This is a genomic window from Niveispirillum cyanobacteriorum, assembly GCF_002868735.1.
In the GTDB taxonomy this organism is placed as follows: Bacteria; Pseudomonadota; Alphaproteobacteria; order Azospirillales; family Azospirillaceae; genus Niveispirillum; species Niveispirillum cyanobacteriorum.
In genome coordinates, this window is record NZ_CP025611.1 from 1,955,800 (window position 1) to 1,972,940 (window position 17,141).

15 protein-coding genes are annotated in these 17,141 nt (G+C 64.4%); 10 read left to right on the plus strand and 5 right to left on the minus strand.

From position 1 onward, the window contains the following. Nucleotides 1-5 precede the first annotated feature (5 nt). From C0V82_RS08940 to C0V82_RS08970, 7 genes are all read left to right on the plus strand, one after another. Nucleotides 6-1,034: a glycoside hydrolase family 3 N-terminal domain-containing protein gene (locus C0V82_RS08940; protein ID WP_158659822.1), complete on the plus strand. Its 1,029-nt coding sequence runs from the start codon at nucleotides 6-8 to the stop codon at nucleotides 1,032-1,034. A 192-nt stretch (nucleotides 1,035-1,226) separates the two neighbouring features. Beyond that, nucleotides 1,227-2,918 (plus strand): ABC transporter substrate-binding protein, encoded by a 1,692-nt coding sequence (locus C0V82_RS08945; RefSeq protein ID WP_188595057.1) that lies wholly within the window; start codon nucleotides 1,227-1,229, stop codon nucleotides 2,916-2,918. Nucleotides 2,919-3,000: 82 nt separating this feature from the next. Continuing rightward, a complete protein-coding gene (locus C0V82_RS08950; protein WP_054166730.1) occupies nucleotides 3,001-3,978 on the plus strand; it encodes an ABC transporter permease in 978 nt (325 codons plus the stop codon). Nucleotides 3,979-3,981: 3 nt separating this feature from the next. Continuing rightward, on the plus strand, nucleotides 3,982-4,884 hold the full coding sequence (locus C0V82_RS08955; protein ID WP_102112033.1) for an ABC transporter permease: 903 nt from the start codon (nucleotides 3,982-3,984) through the stop codon (nucleotides 4,882-4,884). Continuing rightward, the gene (locus C0V82_RS08960) at nucleotides 4,881-5,711 is read left to right on the plus strand and encodes an ABC transporter ATP-binding protein (RefSeq protein ID WP_102112034.1); all 831 of its coding nucleotides are present in this window, start codon (nucleotides 4,881-4,883) and stop codon (nucleotides 5,709-5,711) included. Before C0V82_RS08955 ends, C0V82_RS08960 begins: the two co-directional genes overlap by 4 nt. Continuing rightward, nucleotides 5,708-6,613: an ABC transporter ATP-binding protein gene (locus C0V82_RS08965; RefSeq protein WP_102112035.1), complete on the plus strand. Its 906-nt coding sequence runs from the start codon at nucleotides 5,708-5,710 to the stop codon at nucleotides 6,611-6,613. The genes C0V82_RS08960 and C0V82_RS08965 overlap by 4 nt, the downstream gene beginning before the upstream one ends. Before the next feature lie 78 nt (nucleotides 6,614-6,691). Then, complete coding sequence (locus tag C0V82_RS08970; protein WP_102112036.1) at nucleotides 6,692-7,351, plus strand: glutathione S-transferase family protein; 660 nt, start codon at nucleotides 6,692-6,694, stop codon at nucleotides 7,349-7,351. A 9-nt stretch (nucleotides 7,352-7,360) separates the two neighbouring features. On the opposite strand, the gene C0V82_RS08975 is transcribed toward C0V82_RS08970, so the two are convergent. Further along, a complete protein-coding gene (locus tag C0V82_RS08975; RefSeq protein WP_102112037.1) occupies nucleotides 7,361-8,017 on the minus strand; it encodes a glutathione S-transferase family protein in 657 nt (218 codons plus the stop codon). 178 nt (nucleotides 8,018-8,195) lie between these two features. Here C0V82_RS08975 and argB point away from each other — a divergent pair, with 178 nt between their 5' ends. Beyond that, on the plus strand, nucleotides 8,196-9,110 hold the full coding sequence (gene argB, locus C0V82_RS08980; protein ID WP_102112038.1) for an acetylglutamate kinase: 915 nt from the start codon (nucleotides 8,196-8,198) through the stop codon (nucleotides 9,108-9,110). Between the two features lie 38 nt (nucleotides 9,111-9,148). Here the strand turns inward: argB and glgA are convergent, their stop codons facing one another. Together glgA and C0V82_RS08990 are read right to left on the minus strand one after the other, a co-directional pair. Continuing rightward, a complete protein-coding gene (gene glgA / locus C0V82_RS08985; RefSeq protein ID WP_102112039.1) occupies nucleotides 9,149-10,645 on the minus strand; it encodes a glycogen synthase GlgA in 1,497 nt (498 codons plus the stop codon). 42 nt (nucleotides 10,646-10,687) lie between these two features. Then, the gene (locus C0V82_RS08990; protein WP_102113341.1) at nucleotides 10,688-11,614 is read right to left on the minus strand and encodes a LysR family transcriptional regulator; all 927 of its coding nucleotides are present in this window, start codon (nucleotides 11,612-11,614) and stop codon (nucleotides 10,688-10,690) included. 113 nt (nucleotides 11,615-11,727) lie between these two features. On the opposite strand from C0V82_RS08990, the gene C0V82_RS08995 reads away from it, so the two are divergent. Continuing rightward, entirely contained in the window at nucleotides 11,728-13,131 is a 1,404-nt protein-coding gene (locus C0V82_RS08995; protein ID WP_102112040.1) for an MFS transporter, read from the plus strand. 11 nt (nucleotides 13,132-13,142) lie between these two features. Here the strand turns inward: C0V82_RS08995 and map are convergent, their stop codons facing one another. Both map and glgC read right to left on the minus strand, forming a co-directional pair. Further along, nucleotides 13,143-13,970: a type I methionyl aminopeptidase gene (gene map, locus C0V82_RS09000; RefSeq protein ID WP_102112041.1), complete on the minus strand. Its 828-nt coding sequence runs from the start codon at nucleotides 13,968-13,970 to the stop codon at nucleotides 13,143-13,145. 36 nt (nucleotides 13,971-14,006) lie between these two features. Next, complete coding sequence (glgC, locus tag C0V82_RS09005; protein ID WP_425438231.1) at nucleotides 14,007-15,296, minus strand: glucose-1-phosphate adenylyltransferase; 1,290 nt, start codon at nucleotides 15,294-15,296, stop codon at nucleotides 14,007-14,009. A gap of 522 nt (nucleotides 15,297-15,818) precedes the next feature. On the opposite strand from glgC, the gene C0V82_RS09010 reads away from it, so the two are divergent. After that, nucleotides 15,819-17,108, plus strand: a complete 1,290-nt coding sequence (locus C0V82_RS09010; protein WP_281262350.1) for an ammonium transporter — start codon at nucleotides 15,819-15,821, stop codon at nucleotides 17,106-17,108. The last annotated feature ends 33 nt before the right edge of the window (nucleotides 17,109-17,141 follow it).

Genomic DNA, 17,141 nt, shown 5'->3' on the forward strand with positions numbered 1-17,141 from the left:
GCATCATGGCTTCCTCCGCCCCGTCGCGGCCCCTGGCCGTCATTTTTGGCGCCCCCGATCCGGTTCTGAACGCCGATCAGAAGGCATTCTATCGCGACGCGAACCCGTTGGGCCTGATCCTGTTCAAGCGGAACTGCGAAAGCCCGGATCAGGTGCGCCGCCTGTGCGATGACTTCCGCAATGCCGTGGGCCGCGCCGACGCCCCCATCCTGATCGATTTCGAAGGCGGTGAGCATCAGCGGATGGAGCCGCCGGTCTGGCCCGCCTTCCCGGCACCCGCCGCCTTTGGCCGTCTTTATGCCAAGGATGCGCTGGCGGGCCTGCGCGCCACCCGCCTGAACGGGGCTGCCATCGGTACCTTGCTGCGCCAGCACGGGGTGAATGTCGATTGTGCGCCGCTGGCCGATGTGCCGGTGGCCGGGGCCGATCCCGTGATCGGCGAACGCGCCTTCGGCAGCGACCCGGAGGTGGTGACCGTGCTGGCCCGCGCCTTCATGGATGGCATGGCATCGGTAGGCGTCACGCCCATCATCAAACATATTCCCGGCCATGGCCGTGCGCTGGTGGACAGCCACAAGGACCGGCCGTTTGTCGATACCGACCTGTCGGAGCTGGATCGCACGGATTTCCTGCCTTTCGCCCGCCTGAGCCGCACGGCCCCCTGGGCCATGGTCGCGCATGTCGTCTATACGGGCGTCGATGCAAAGAACCCCGCCACCATTTCAAAGGATGCCGTGCAGATGCTCATTCGTGACCGTATCGGGTTTGATGGCGTCCTGATCTCCGACTGCATCTATATGGAAAGCCTTGGCGGCACACTGGCGGAGCGGGCTGCGGCCGTGCAGGGGGCGGGCGTGGATATCGTCCTGTCCAGCCATGGCGATGTGGATGAATGGACCCCCATCGCTGCATCCGTGAAGCCCCTGACCGATGCCGCCGCATCCCGTCTCGCCCGCCCCCTGCCGCCCGCCGGGGCCATGCTCGATGTCGCTGGGACCTTGGAAGAAATCACCGGCTTACTGGCTCTGGCATGATGTGAACGTACAAATGGGCGGGTTGACGGGTAACAATCCGTCCATTTGCAGCAAAAACCCCGCCGATAATGGCGGTGAACGACGAAATCAACGAAGTTGAGTGTAGCCCTGCCGGGTATGTCTGCCCGACAGTCGTGCAAACGGAACAGGCCCAAAACAAGGGGGCCGGCCGGGACAACAGGGGTCAACGGGATGAAGTTCTTCCGCAACCTTGCCGCGCTGGCGGCGCTTCTGCCGGCAGCGGCGGGCACAACAGAGGCGATGGCCCAGGCCGCCCCGCTGGATAACCCGTCCACGCTGACGGTCGTGGCTAATTTCTCCACCGGCTGGGTGCGCAACTTCAACCCGTACAACGAGACCACGCGCCTCTACAGCGCGCGGGAATTCGCCTACGAACCTTTGATCATCTTCAACACCCTGCATAATGGCCGCCCGCATTACCGCCTGGCGACAGGATATGATTTCTCCAAGGACCTGTTGAAGCTGACCTTCAGCTTGCGTGACGGCGTGCTGTGGTCCGATGGGCAACCTTTCACGGCGCAGGATGTCGTCTTCACGTACGAGATGTTCAAGCGCTTCAAGGCGCTGGACACGCTCGACATCTGGGAACGGCTGGCCGCCGTGGAAGCACCGGATGCCCATACGGTGGTTTTCACGCTGAAGCGAGTGAACGCCAACAGCCTGTATGAGCTGGCCCGCATCCCCGTGGTGCCCAAGCATATCTGGTCGAAGGTGGCGGACCCCGTCACCTTCACCAACCCCGATCCCGTGGGCACCGGCCCGATGACGGAGGTGCGGCGCTTCACCAATCAGCTTTATGTGCAGTGCCGGAACCCACATTACTGGGACGCCGCCAGCCTGAAGGTTGACTGCCTGTCCTTCCCGCAGATCGGCAATAACGAACAGCTTCTGGCCGCCGCCCGCAATGGCAAGCTGGACTGGTTCGGCGCCTTCATGCCGGATATCGAGCGCACCTATGTTGCCGCCGATCCGGTGCATCACCGCTACTGGTTCCCGCCCGGCGGTACCGTCGCGGTGAACTTCAATTTTGACAGCCCCAATCCGGGCAACCGCGCGGCCTTCCGTAATGTCAATTTCCGCCGGGCCGTCAGCATGGCCATGGACCGCCGCGCCATCGTGGATATCGCAGGCTATGGCTATCCGATCGTCAATGAATATGCCTCCGGCCTGGGCCGTCTTTATCAGGACTGGGTGAACCAGGACGCCGAACGCCAATTCGGCAAGTTTGCGAAGTACGACAAGGATGGCGCCCGCGCCCTGTTGGCCGAAAGCGGCTTCCGCGACGTGGATGGTGACGGCTATGTCGACAATCCCGATGGCAAACCCATCCGCTTTGACATCCTGGCACCCAATGGCTGGACCGACTGGGTGAACACCACCCAGCTTGTCGTCGAAGGGCTGAACGCCATCGGCATCAATGTCCGCGTCTCCACGCCCGAACCGGCAAGCTGGGCGCAGAAGCTGATCCAGGGCGATTATGACATGGCCATCAATGGCTATTTCACGGGCGAGACGCCGCATCGTTCCTACGATACCGGTTTCCATTCCCGCTTCTCGGGCAAGACGCGGACGGCACCCACACGCTTCAACAACCCGGAACTGAACGCCGCCCTAGATGCGTTTGTCGCCACCATCGACCCGGATGAACAGCGCCGGTCGATGGACAAGGTGCAGATGATCCTGGCCGCCAACACGCCCTATGTGCCGCTGTTCAGCAATCCGATCTGGTACGAATACAACACCAAACGCTTCAAGGGCTGGTTCAACGCCGATAATCCGGTGGCCCGGCCCGATGTGTTCGACGGCACGCCGGAACGGCTGCTGCATCTGCTGGCGCTGGAGCCGGTGAATGGCGGCGGCTGATCCATAGGGGCCATCGGCCCCCCATCGAACCACACCACAACCCGCTTTCCTTCAGATCTTCGGTTTCGGGAGAGGACCCCCCATGGCCTTCCTTCTCCGCCGGGTCGGATTCTATGTCGCCGCCTTTATCGTTGCCGCGACGTTCAATTTCCTGATCCCGCGCCTGATGCCCGGTAATCCGGTCGACATCATGTTCGCCCAGGCGGGCGGCACCCTGCCGCCCGAAGCCCTGGCCGCGCTGAAGGAGACCTTCGGCTTCATCGACCAGCCCTGGCCGGCGCAGTTCGTCACCTACCTGAAAAGCGTGTTCACCTGGGACCTGGGCCTGTCAGTGAAGTTCCACCCGCTGACGGTGAATGAGGTGCTGCTGCGGGCCTTGCCCTGGACCCTGATGCTGGTCCTCACCTCCTCGCTGATCGCCTTTGCCATCGGGTCCCTGGCCGGCATCCTGGCCGCCTGGCGGCGGGGCGGGTCGTTCGACAGCATCGGTGCGCCCATCGCCCTGATGATGCAGGCCATGCCGCCGCTGGTCACCTCGCTGCTGGCCTTGTTCCTGTTCGCCATCTACTGGCCGGTCTTCCCGACAGGATACGCGTATGAGCCGGAGATTGATCCCGGCTTCACCCTGGAATTCTTCTGCTCCATCTTCAAGCACGCCTTCCTGCCCATCGTGACCATGGCCCTGGCCCAGGTCGGCGGCTACCTGATCACCATGCGCAACAGCATGATCAACCTGCTGGGTGAAGATTATATCGTGCTGGGCACGGCCAAGGGCCTGTCCGACCGCCGCCTGCGCATGGCCTATGCCGCGCGCAACGCGCTCTTACCCACCGTCACCAGCTTTGCCATGACGCTCGGCGCGTCCTTCGGCGGCGCGCTGGTGACAGAGGTGGTCTTCAACTATCCGGGCCTGGGCTACACCCTGTTCCAGGGGATCACGGCGCGCGATTACCCGCTGATCCAGGGGCAGTTGCTGATCATGACGCTGGCCATGCTGACGGCCAATTTCATCGCCGACGTGCTTTACGTCGCCCTCGACCCCCGTCTGCGGAAGGGCTGATCCATGCGCGGCCTGTTCAACACATTGCTTGCCAACCGGAAGGCCGCCATCGGTGCGGCCATCGTGGCCCTGTTCATCCTGGTGGCGCTCGCCGCCCCCCTGGTGGCGCCGTTTGACATCAACCAGCGCGTGGCCAGCCCGCATGAGGCGCCCAGCGCCGAACATGTTATGGGTGCCACCCGCATGGGCCGCGATGTCCTGTCCCAGACCATCCATGGCACACAGACCAGCCTGATTGTCGGCTTTGCCGCCGGCCTCCTGGTCACCGTGCTGGGAACGGCCATCGGCGTCACCGCCGGCTATTTCGGCGGCAAGGTGGATGAGGTGCTGAACCTGTTCACCAACATCTCGCTGGTCATCCCCAACCTGCCCTTGATGCTGGTGCTGGCCGCCTTCATCGGGCAGACGGGGCCGTTCGTGATCGCGCTGATCATCGGATTGACCAGCTGGGGATGGGGTGCGCGCGTCACCCGCGCCCAGACCCTATCCCTGCGCCAGCGTGACTACATACTGGCTGCCGAAATGCTGGGCGAACCCGCTTGGCGTATCATCACCTTCGAACTGCTGCCCAACCTGATCTCCATCATCGGCTTCAACTTCATCGGCTCCGTGCTCTATTCGGTGATCACGGAGGCGACGATGGAGTTTCTGGGCCTGGGCGACCCGATGGTCGTGTCCTGGGGCACCATGCTCTATCACGCGCAATCCACATCGGCCCTGCAGGTGGGTGCCTGGTGGGAAATGGCGGCGCCCTGCCTAGCCCTGGTCCTCTTCGGGTCTGGCCTGTCCCTGATCAATTTCGCGGTCGACGAGATCGCCAATCCCCGCCTGCGCACCCTGCGGGTGCCAGCCAAGGTGCTGGCAGCGTTGACCAACCGCACCTCCAACCAAGGGGGCCGGGCATGACCGAACCCATCCTGTCTGTGCGTGATCTCTGCGTCGATTACGCCACGCCCAACGGCCTGAGCCGCGCCGTCAAAAACGTCAGTTTCGACATTTCTGCCGGTGAAGTGCTTGGCCTGGCTGGAGAATCCGGTTCCGGCAAAAGCACCGTCGCTTTTGCCATCGCCCGCCTGCACCGCCCCCCGGCCTTCATCACGGGCGGGTCGATCACGCTTGCCGGCACCGATGTCCTGGCGCTCAATGACCGCGAATTGCGGGCTTGGCGCTGGCGCGACCTGTCGGTGGTGCTGCAATCGGCGATGAACGCGCTGAACCCCGTGCTGCGTGTCTCGGCGCAGTTCGCGGACATGTTCAAGGCGCACGGGATACGGGACAAGGCCGATATCCGCGCCCGTACCGCCGACCTGTTGCAGATGGTCGGCATCAAGCCGGACCGCATGGACGATTACCCGCATCAATTCAGCGGCGGCATGCGTCAGCGCATCGTCATCGCCATGGCCCTGGCGCTGCGGCCGAAGCTGGTGGTGATGGACGAGCCGACCACGGCCTTGGATGTGGTGGTACAGCGGGAGCTGCTGGAGGAAGTGGCGGCGCTGCGCCACAAGCTGGGCTTCTCCGTCCTGTTCATCACCCATGATCTGGCATTGATGAGCCAGTTCTGCGACCGGGTGGGTGTCATGCTGCGCGGGCAGTTGATCGAACTGTCCACCCCTTCCGCCATGATCGCGGACCCACAGCAGGATTATACACGCCGCCTCTGGGCCTCCATCCCGCCTTTGCACCCAAAGCCCGGTGAGACGCTGGTCCGCATGAAGGAGACGCCGCAATGAATGGTTTGCCGGAACTGGGCACCCGCCCCGTGCTGGAGGCGCGCGGCCTGACCATGCGCTTCGGGTCCTTCTGCGCGCTCGACAGTGCCGATTTCAGCCTTTACCCCGGCCGCGCCCTGGCGCTGGTGGGCGAAAGCGGGTCGGGAAAGAGTACATGCGCCAAGCTATTGACCCATGTGCTGACGGCCAGCGCCGGCCATATCTTCCATGCCGGTCGCGATGTCACCAACCTGACGGGTCGTAAGGCCGTTCTGGAATACCGGTCTGCGGTCCAGATGGTGTTTCAGGACCCGTTCGCGGCCCTGAACCCCGCGCACAATGTCGAGCACCATCTGACCCGCCCGCTGGCCCTGCACCGGCCCGACCTTTCGGCGGCACAGCGGCGGGACGCCGTGGCAGACCTGCTGCGCGCTGTGGACCTGGACCCCGCCATCAGCCTGCGTAAATACCCGCATGAAATGAGCGGCGGGCAGCGGCAGCGGGTCAATCTGGCCCGTGCCCTGGCCGTCAACCCATCCGTGCTGATCGCCGATGAACCGACCTCCATGCTGGATGTCTCCATCCGCCTGTCGGTGCTGGACACGTTCCGCGACCTGAAGCGCGAACGCGGTATCGCCATGCTCTACATCACCCACGACATCGCCACCGCGCGATACGTGGCCGAAGAAACCGCCGTCATCTTCCGGGGCCGCATCGTGGAGCGCGGCCCCACAGCCCAGGTGATCGACAGCCCCCGCCACCCCTACACCCGGCTGCTGCTGGCCGCCGTGCCGGAAGTGGGCAGCCCCTTCGGCGAAGGCAACAGCCTGGCCACCCTGGCGGCCCAGGTGCGCGACAGCTGCGAAGGTCCGGCGGAACTGCGGGAGGTGTCACCGGGCCACTGGGTGCGGTTCGCGGCATAACTTTCCGCCGGGGCAGTCAATTGCTTGACGGGCGAACGTACCTTACCATCGACCGGTCACACTGCCGGAGCTGCTGTCATGGCGTTGGTCCTGTTTGGTCACCCCTTCTCGTCCTACACGCAGAAGGTGCTGATCGCACTGACGGAGAATGCAACGCCGTTCGAATTCCGCTGTCTCGGTCCCGACCATCCCGACAATGCGGCGGAATGGCTGAAACGTTGGCCAATTCGCAAATTCCCTCTGTTGGTCGATGGCGACCGGCAGTTGGCGGAAACCAGCGTCATCATCGAGTATCTGCATCTTGCCCATCCCGGCCCTGTCCGCCTGCTGCCGAATGATGCGATGATGGCTTTGGATGTGCGCTTTATGGATCGGTTCTTCGATCAGCATGTGATGAATGCGGCGCAGCATGCCGTGGACGGTGCCCTTACCGGCGATCCAGTGAAACGCCGCGACGGCATGACCATGGCGGTTGAAAAACTGGAACGCGCTTACGCGTGGCTGGAGACATACCTGACCAACCGCATCTGGGCGGTGGGTGACATATTTAGCATGGCCGATTGCGCCGCCGCCCCGGCACTGTTCTATGCCGACTGGACCCACCCCATCGCCGATGGCTACACGGCCCTGCGCGCCTATCGCGCCCGACTGCTGGCCCGGCCATCGGTGATGGAGGCGGTGGAGGGCGGGCGGCCCTACCGGCACCTGTTCCCCTTGGGCGCACCGGATCGGGACTGAGGTCCGGCTTTACAGATCCTTGTACCCATCCGGGAAGTGCCGCCGCCATAGCGCCACCACGCGCGGATCATGGTCCACCCGTTCGGCCACGGCCACGATGCCCGGTGCCACGGCCCGGATGGCGTCGCGCCGGGGCGTCCAGCGGGTCATCATGCAGATATAGAGGTCGAGTGCGGTCAGGTCCGGCGTCCCCAGCAGCCATCCGCCCGCCGCCGGCTGTAACGCCGCTTCCATATTCTTCCAGCAGAGCAGGATGCGGTTGACGGTGGATTGCTTCAGCTCCCCCGTCGCCTTCTCCCCCGACACCCACTGATCCACGAAATCGCGCACCGTATACATGGGATAGATGGCGGCGGGCAGATAGACCAGCCAGCGCAAGAAGGATGGCCGCAGCGGGTCACCGGGTCCCGGACCCAGCCGGCCCGGATGCCGATCCATCAGCCAGATCAGGATGGCGACCGATTCCGTCATCACGGTCCCGTCGGGCAGGACCAGGGTCGGCACCTGTACCAGCGGGTTGATGGCTTTCAGGGCCGTCAGGCCATCGGACGGCTCCCACGGGCTGGCCTCCACATAATCGTAATCTTCGCCCGCTAGGATGAAGCCCGCCTCCACAACGGCGGAGCCGCAGCCCGTAGCCCCGTACAGCACCGGTTTACCCGACATGTCTCGCCTCCCTGGCAACGGTTTGCATCAAGGGAACACATCATGAACAATCCCGCAAGGGCGCGATGGGGCTATCCCACGGGAAAGCGCATTGCCCCCGTCCGCCACCGGTGTTAGACACGACGCCGTTTGCCCGTCACAATCCCTTGCCCTCAGTACCCGACCGGAGCCCACGCCCATGACCGTTTCCGTCACCCCGACGCTGACCCGCGAGGAATGGCTCGCCAAGGCACAGACTCTGTCGGAGGCGTTGCCCTACATGCGCCGCTATGACGGCAAGATCATCGTCGTCAAGTATGGCGGCCACGCCATGGGCAACCCGGAACTGGCCCGCCAGTTCGCCAATGACATCGTCCTGCTGAAGCAGGTAGGTGCCTATCCCATCGTGGTGCATGGCGGCGGACCACAGATCGGCAAGCTGCTGGACCGGTTGCAGATCAAGTCGGAATTCATCGACGGCCTGCGCGTGACCGACAAGGACACGATGGAGATTGCCGAGATGGTGCTGTCCGGCAGCATCAACAAGGAAATCGTGGCCCTGATCAACGATGCCGGCGGCGATGCCATCGGCCTGTCGGGCAAGGATGACGACCTGATTGAGGCACGCAAGGCCACCCGCACCAAGCGCGATCCAGACAGCAATATCGAAAAGGTCGTTGATTTGGGCTTCGTGGGCGAGCCGTTCCGCATCAACCCGCAAATCCTGCATAAGCTGCGCAATGCCGGCTTCATCCCCGTCATCGCCCCCATCGGCATCGGCGAGGATGGTCAGACCTATAATATCAACGCCGACACGGCCGCCGGCGCCATCGCCGCCGCCATGGATGCCACGCGCTTGCTGCTGCTGACCGATGTTGCCGGCTTCCTGAACAAGAACAAGGAACTGGTGCCGGAACTGTCCGTGTCCGACGCCCGCGCCGCCATCGCCGATGGCACGGCCCAGGGCGGTATGATCCCCAAGCTGGAGACCTGCATCGATGCCGTTGTCGGCGGGGTCGAGGGTGCCGTGATCCTGGATGGCCGCGTTCCGCACGCCATCCTGCTGGAGATTTTCACTGAGGGCGGGGCCGGCACGCTGGTCGGCAAGAAGTAATGGTCTGTCGGGTCGGGGCGTGCACCCCGACCCGCGTTTCACCCACGGTCCGCCGCCGCCATCGCGGCCTTGTACGTCTCCACATAATGCCGGGCCGACGCGCCCCAGGAGACGTCACGCGCCATCGCGGAACGTTGCACCCCGCGCCAGCGCTCGGTCTGCGGGTGCAGGGCGAAGGCACGGTCAATGGCATTGATCAGCGACGGCACGGTGACGGGGCCAAATGTAAAGCCCGTGGCCGTTCCGTCCGACAATGCATCGTCGGTGCAATCCGTCACCGTATCGGCCAGCCCGCCCACGCGGGCAACCAGCGGCAAGGTGCCGTAACGCAGCGCATACATCTGCGTCAGGCCGCACGGTTCAAACCGCGACGGCACCATCAGCACGTCCACACCCGCCTGCAACCGGTGGGACAGTGCCTCGTCATAACCCAGCACCAACCCGACCCGGCCCGGATAATGCCGCGCGGCGCCGGCCAGTGCCTGTTCCAGCGACGCCGTACCCGTGCCCAGCACTGCCAGCTGCCCGCCGCGCGCCACGATATGCGGGATGGCCTGCACCACCAGATCGATGCCCTTCTGGTCCGTCAGGCGGCTGACAATGCCGAACAAGGGCGCATGGATATCGGGCGACAGACCGAAGGCCCGCTGGATATCGGCCTTGTTGGTCTCTTTGGCGGGCAGCGTGTCGGCATCGTACAGCGCACTCAACTGCGGGTCGCGGGCGGGGTCCCAGGCATCGGTGTCGATGCCGTTCAGGATGCCATGCAGCACATCGGCGCGGGCACGCAGCAGCCCATCCATGCCGAAGCCGAAAATCTCCCCCTGGATTTCGGTGGCATAGGTCGGGCTGACCGTTGTCAGGCGGTCTGAATAGACCAAGCCTGCCTTCAGGAACGACAACTGGCTGTAGAATTCAAATCCCTGCGGCGTGAACCCGTCCCATGGCAGGCCCAGGGTCGGCACCGTCTCTGCCGGGAACAGACCCTGGAAGGCCAGATTGTGGATGGTGAAAACCGTCCCCGGCCGCTTCAGCCCGGCCAGCGGCCAGAGCGGGAAATGCAGATGCGCCGCTGCCAGACCCGCCTGCCAGTCATGGCCATGGAGCACATCCGGCTTCCACGCCGCCCGTCCGGAGGCCCCGTCCCCCGCCAGCCCGATCAAGGCCGCGATACGGCCCAAGGCGGCAAAGCGCAGATGATTGTCGGACCAGTCCTTGCCATCCGGCCCCAGATACGGGTTGCCCTTGCGCCCGAAGAAGCTAGGGATATCCAGCGCATAGACGGTGCCGCCATCCACACCCCGCCCCGCCACCAGCCGGGCCGGTGCTGCTGACGGCAATCCTGGTAACCCGCGCAGGTCGCGCAGCACCTTGATATTTTCCAGCCGGTCCAGCACGCCGGGATATCCGGGGATCAGGGTGCGAACATCCACCCCTTCCGCCCGCAACGCCGCCGGCAGGGCGCCGGCCACATCGCCCAGACCACCGGTCTTCACATAAGGCAGGCATTCCGACGTAACAAAAAGAACGCGCATGATCGGGTCCGGGCTTGTTAATCGAGTAGGCAGTGCCGCCAGCTATGAGTGAACGGAACCATCGGTTTCGGCAAGGGGATCATCACCGCAAACCGCCCGCACCAGCCCCCGCAGCCAGCGATGGGCCGGATCGGCGTCCAGCCGAGGATGCCAGAGCAGGGAGACGGTGACGGCGGGGATGTCGAATGGCAGATCGAAGGCCACCATCCCGGCCCGCAACCCCTGCGTATGCCGGGCCGACACGGTCGCCACCAGATCGCTGCCCCGCGCCACGGCCAGCGCCCCGGCATAGCCCCCGACAAAGGCCGCCACCCGCCGTTCCAGGCCCAGCGCCTGCAAGGCTCGATCGACCGGTCCCTTATCTGGCCGCACCCGCGTCACCGCCACATGCGATGCGCTGGCATAGGCCTGCGCCGTTATCGGCCCGTCCAGCAGCGGATGGCCGGGCCGCACCACGCCCACAAACCGGTCCCTGAACAGGGCCTGTACCCGTAATTCCGGCCCCAGATCCGGTCCCACCACGCCCGTTTCCAGATCGACCGTGCCGTCGCGCAACGGCGTGCTGTCCCGTTCCGGCTTGGCCATGAAACGCAGTCGCACGCCGGGTGCCTGCGCCGCCGCACGCGTGATCAGGGTCGCCCCGAACGTTTCCACAAACCCCTCACTGCTGCGCAGGGTGAAGATGCGCTCCAGACGGCAAAGGTCTAACGCGATGGCCGGGCGAAGGGCCGCCAGCGCCTGCTCGACCAGCGGCCCCACCTGCCCGCGCAGTTCCAGGGCGCGCGGCGTCGGCACCAACCCCCGACCCGCCCGCACCAGCAGCGGATCGCCTGTCGCATCCCGCAGCCGCGCCAGCGCTCGGCTCATGGCCGACGGGCTAAGCCGCAGACGCCGCGCCGCGCCGGCCACACTGCCCTCCGACAGCAGCACATCCAGCGTCAGCAGCAGGTTCAGGTCAGGAGGGTTCATGGTCGGCACCATATAGGGCGTTTGATGCACGAATATACTGCAATTGCTGCGCCTTTCGCCATGCCGAGCCGGCGCATAGCGTTACACCTGGATGATTCGAGGTGGAGGACGCGATGGTAACGGAGCAGGCATTGACGGCGGAGGCGGATAAGAGGCCGGGCACCTGGACCCTGCCCGCCTTGTCACTGTCCATCCTTCTGTCCTCGTTGGGCACCAGCATCGCCAATATCGGCCTGCCTAGTCTGGCCGCCTCCTTCACCGTGCCCTTCGCGCAGGTGCAATGGGTGGTTCTGGCTTATCTGCTGGCTACCACCACCCTGATCGTGAGCGCGGGCCGCCTGGGGGATCGCATCGGCCGGCGGCGTCTGCTGGTGGGCGGCATCGCCCTGTTCACGCTGGCCTCCGGCCTGTGCGGTCTGGCCCCATCCCTGCCCCTGTTGATCGCCGCGCGGGCGTTGCAGGGTCTGGGGGCAGCGGCCATGATGGCCATGTCGATGGCCCTGGTCGCCGGTATCGTGGACAAGGCGCGCACAGGCCGGGCCATAGGTATGCTGGGCAGCATGTCGGCGGTCGGCACGGCCCTGGGGCCGTCGCTTGGCGGAATGATCCTGGCTGTCGCGGGCTGGCAGGGCCTGTTCCTTATCAATGTGCCGCTGGGCATTGCGGCCTTCGCCCTGGTCCGTACGCAGGTGCCGACGGATGCAGAAACGGGTAGGAACAAGGGAAGCGGCGACCCGTTGGGCACCATGCTGCTGGCCGGTGCCCTGGCCGCCTATGCGCTGGCCATGACCATTGGCCGGCAGGGCGGTGGGTTCGGGCCGATGCTGGTGGTGGCGACCCTGCTCCTGACCGGCATGTTCATCCTGTGGCAGGTGGCCGCCCCATCGCCGCTGCTGGACCTGTCGTTGTTCCTTGACGGTGGCCTGCGCGCCGCGCTGCTGGCCAATATCCTGGTCTCTATGATCATGATGGCGACGCTGGTGTTAGGGCCCTTCTATCTGACACGGGCCCTGGGCCAGTCCCCGGCCCTGACGGGGCTGATCATGGTGACCGGCCCCTGCCTCTCCGCCCTGGCGGGCGTCCCCTCGGGTCGCGCGGTTGACCGGTTCGGCAGTGGTCGCATGATTCTGGCCGGTCTGGGCGGGGTCAGCCTTGGCTGCCTGTTCATGGCGACGGCACCCGCCACCTGGGGTGTTGCCGGCTATATGCTGCCCATCGCGGTAATGACCGGCGGCTACGCCCTGTTTCAGGCGGCCAATAATACCGGCGTGATGGGCGGACAGCCGGCGGAACGGCGCGGCCTTGTCTCCGGCCTGCTGAACCTGTCGCGCAACCTGGGCCTGATCACGGGCACCGCCTGCCTGGGCGCAGTTTTCAGCCTGACCGTCGGTACGGCAGACATCGCCACGGCCACACCAAACCTGATCGCAGCGGGGATGCGGGCGGCGTTCCTGGGGGCGGGGATGCTGGTGATGATGACAACCGGGCTTGTCTGGGGAACCACTGCCCGCCGCTAACAGATAAAGCCTTAGTCCACCCCCACCGGACAATCCAGCCCCGCCGGGGAGCGAGTGAAAATCTCCACCCCGTCTTCGGTCACGCCGACCGTATGTTCGAACTGTGCCGACAGGGACAGGTCGCGGGTGATGTTGGTCCAGCCATCGGGAAGGGTGCGCAGGCCGGCACCGCCCTGATTGAACATGGGTTCAATGGTGAAGACCATGCCGGGCACCAGCTTCATGCCGCGCCCCGGCTTGCCGAAATGCATGACATCGGGCGCGTCGTGGAATACGCGCCCGATGCCATGGCCGACATAATCACGGACGGTGGAATAACCAACGGCCTTGGCGGCCCGTTCGATAACATGGCCGATATCGCCCAGATGCTTGCCCGGCACCGCCTGCCCGATGCCGGCCATCATGGCGTCATAGGTGGTGCGGACCAGATGGGCCGCCTTCTGGGTGACATCCCCCACCAGATACATGCGGCTGGTATCGCCGTACCAGCCATCGACGATGGCCGTGACATCGACATTGACGATGTCACCGGCTTTCAGCCGCACCTTGTCCGACGGGATGCCGTGATTGACGACATAGTTGGGGGAGATGCAGCAGGATTTCGGAAATCCGTGATAGCCCAGCGTGGCCGCCAGCGCCCCGTTCGCCTTCAGGAAGGCGACCACGATGTCATCGATTTCCGCCGTGGTGACGCCGGGCTGCATGTGGGGCGTGATATGGTCCAGGCAAGCCGCCGCCACCGCACCGGCCCGGTGCAGGGCGGCGAAGGCCGATTTGCCGTGCAGGGTGACCCGCCGTCCAAGCGGGTCCAGCACGAAATTACCCGGATAGGTCTTCATCTGCCCCCGCGCCGCCTGAGTCCCGATGTCATCCCGTCAGTCTTTCAGACGGTCCAGCATCTCCTGGGTGATCAATACCACACCATTTTCGGAACGGTAGAAGCGGCGCGCATCCTCATCCGCATTTTCACCCACCACCAGGCCAGCGGGGATGACGCAGCCGCGATCCACCACCACCTTGGTCAGGCGGGCATTCCGGTTCACCTCCACCTCCGGCAGGATGACGGCATCCGTCACCTCGCAATAGGAGTGGATGCGGACCTTGTTAAAGAGGAGCGAGCGGCGGACGACGGAGCCAGAGGTGATGCAGCCAGCGGACACCATGCTGTCCACGGCCATGCCCCGCCGGCCATCATCATCGAACACGAATTTCGCAGGCGGCAACTGTTCCTGGTAGGTAAAGATCGGCCATTCCCGGTCATAGAGATCCAGGTCGGGCGAGACCGTGCACAGGTCCAGATTGGCTTCCCAATAGGCATCGACGGTCCCGACATCACGCCAGTAGGCGGTACCCGGCTGCGCCTTGTTGCGCACGCAGCTTTCGTTGAAATGGTGGGCGACGACCTTCGCGTTCTCCACCAGATAGGGGATGATGTCCTTGCCGAAATCGCGGCTCGACGTCTGATCCTCCGCGTCGCGTTCCAGGTTCTTGTAAAGGAACTCGGCATTGAAGATGTAGATACCCATCGACGCCAGCGCCATGTCCGGCTTGCCAGGCATGGCGGGCGGATCCGCAGGCTTTTCCAGGAAGCTGACGACACGGTTGTCGCTGTCGACATGCATGACGCCGAAGCCCGTGGCCTCCATGCGCGGCACCTCGATACAGCCCACGGTCACATCGGCACCTGTCCGGATGTGGCTGGCCAGCATGTTGGCGTAATCCATCTTATAGATGTGATCGCCGGCCAGGATCAGGACCCATTCCGCCTTGTGGGAACGCAGGATATCCAGGTTCTGATATACGGCGTCCGCCGTGCCCTGGTACCAGCTGGTTTCGTTGATGCGCTGCTGGGCAGGCAGCAGGTCGATGAATTCACCGATTTCACCGCGCAGGAAGTTCCAGCCGCGCTGCAAATGCCGCAGCAGCGAGTGCGACTTGTACTGCGTGATGACCGAGATGCGGCGGAAGCCGGAATTGATGCAGTTGGACAGGGCGAAGTCGATGATGCGGAACTTGCCCCCGAAATGCACCGCCGGCTTGGCACGGCGGTCGGTCAGCTGCTTCAGGCGGCTGCCGCGCCCACCCGCCAGCACCAGGGCCAACGCATGGCGCGGCGCCTGCCGCAGGTCACGGTCCAGACGCTGTTCGGACTGACTGGTCACCAATTCCACATCCTCCCTGATGTCGCGCGGCTCTGTCGCGCTGTGCCGACCGCTTCGACCGGCGGCTCATTCAACCGGGATGGTGTCACATGCTGCGTGCCGGGTCACGTATGGATACGTATGTTGCGTGTGCAATCGCGGGCAAGGCAGACAACGAAAAGGCGAAAGGCCCGGATCGGTCCCAATCGGCACCGCAGCACGACATGCCCACGAATGTCTGCCTATTTTTTAATCTGTCACATTTTTAGCCGCTGAATCGGGGTGCCTCGAATAGGTGCACTCACGTCATCACACTGATTAGAAACAATTTTTCCTGAAAAGTTGCCGTTAGAAACAGCACATTTTTTGTGCATATAGCCGATTTTCGGGCGGAGTCGCAGGTCCGCGGGGTGGATTCCATTCAGGCGTCCGGCTGCAACAGCGTAGGGATTCCGCCGCTTTGCACAACGGCACGGACTTTGAATAGAGGAGCAGCGGCGTGTGCGGCGGCCGGTCGGCCCCGTGCCCACAAGAATGGGGAGCCAGATGAATCGTATGTTGAAGACCCTTTTCGCGGCGTGCCTGGCATTGGTTCCGGGCGTGGCCCTCGCTCAGGACGCGGCACCGACCCCGACGCTGGACAGCGGCAACACCGCTTGGCTGCTGACGTCCACGGCGCTGGTGCTGTTCATGACCATTCCTGGTCTGGCGCTGTTCTATGGCGGCATGGTCCGCAAGCTGAACGTCCTGACCATGGCGATGCAGAGCTTCGCCATCACCGCCCTGATCTCGGTCCTGTGGGCCGTTGTCGGTTTCAGCCTGGCCTTCGGCCCCGGCAACCTGTTCATCGGTGACCTCAGCCGGGCCTTCCTGTCCGGTCTGGAGGTTGGCAGCCTGTCGGGCAGCATCCCGGAATCGGTGTTCATCACCTTCCAGATGACCTTTGCCATCATCACCCCGGCGCTGATCACCGGCGCCTTTGCTGACCGCATGAAGTTCTCGGCCCTGCTGCTGTTCACGGCACTGTGGTCGCTGATCGTCTACAGCCCGGTCTGCCACTGGGTGTGGGGCGGCGGCTTCCTGATGGGCGATGGCGTGCTGGATTATGCCGGCGGTACCGTCGTTCACATCAATGCCGGTGTTGCCGGTCTGGTCGCTGCCATCGTTCTGGGCAAGCGCAAGGGCTACGGCACGTCGGACATGAAGCCGCACAATCTGGTCCTGTCGCTGATTGGCGCCGCCATGCTGTGGGTGGGCTGGTTCGGCTTCAACGCCGGTTCCGCCGTCGCCGCTGATGGTCGTGCGGGTATGGCCATGCTGGTCACTCAGATCGCCGCCGCCACCGCCACGCTCGCCTGGGTGTTCGTGGAATGGGGTGTGAAGGGCAAGCCGTCGGTCCTGGGTGCGGTGTCCGGTGCCGTGGCCGGTCTGGTCGCCATCACCCCGGCTGCTGGTTTCGTCGGTGTTGACGGTGCACTTGGCATCGGCGTCGCCGCCGGCATCATCTGCTACTTCGCTTCCACCACGCTGAAGCATGCGCTGAAGTATGATGACAGCCTGGACGTCTGGGGTGTGCATGGTGTCGGCGGCATCGTCGGCGCCGTCCTGACGGGTGTCTTCGCCAAGGCCGCCATCGGCGGGACCGCTGGTGCCCTGGAAGGCAATATCGGCCAGGTCTGGACGCAGATCTACGGCATCGGCGCCACTGTTCTGTGGTCCGCCATCGCCACGACCATCATCCTCTACGTCGTCAAGGCCATCACCGGCCTGCGCGTGGACGAAGATGCGGAGCGTGACGGCCTGGATCTGGCCCTGCATGGCGAGAGCATCCAGTAAGTCTCAGGCCCCGGCCTGAAGCAAAGACCGCCG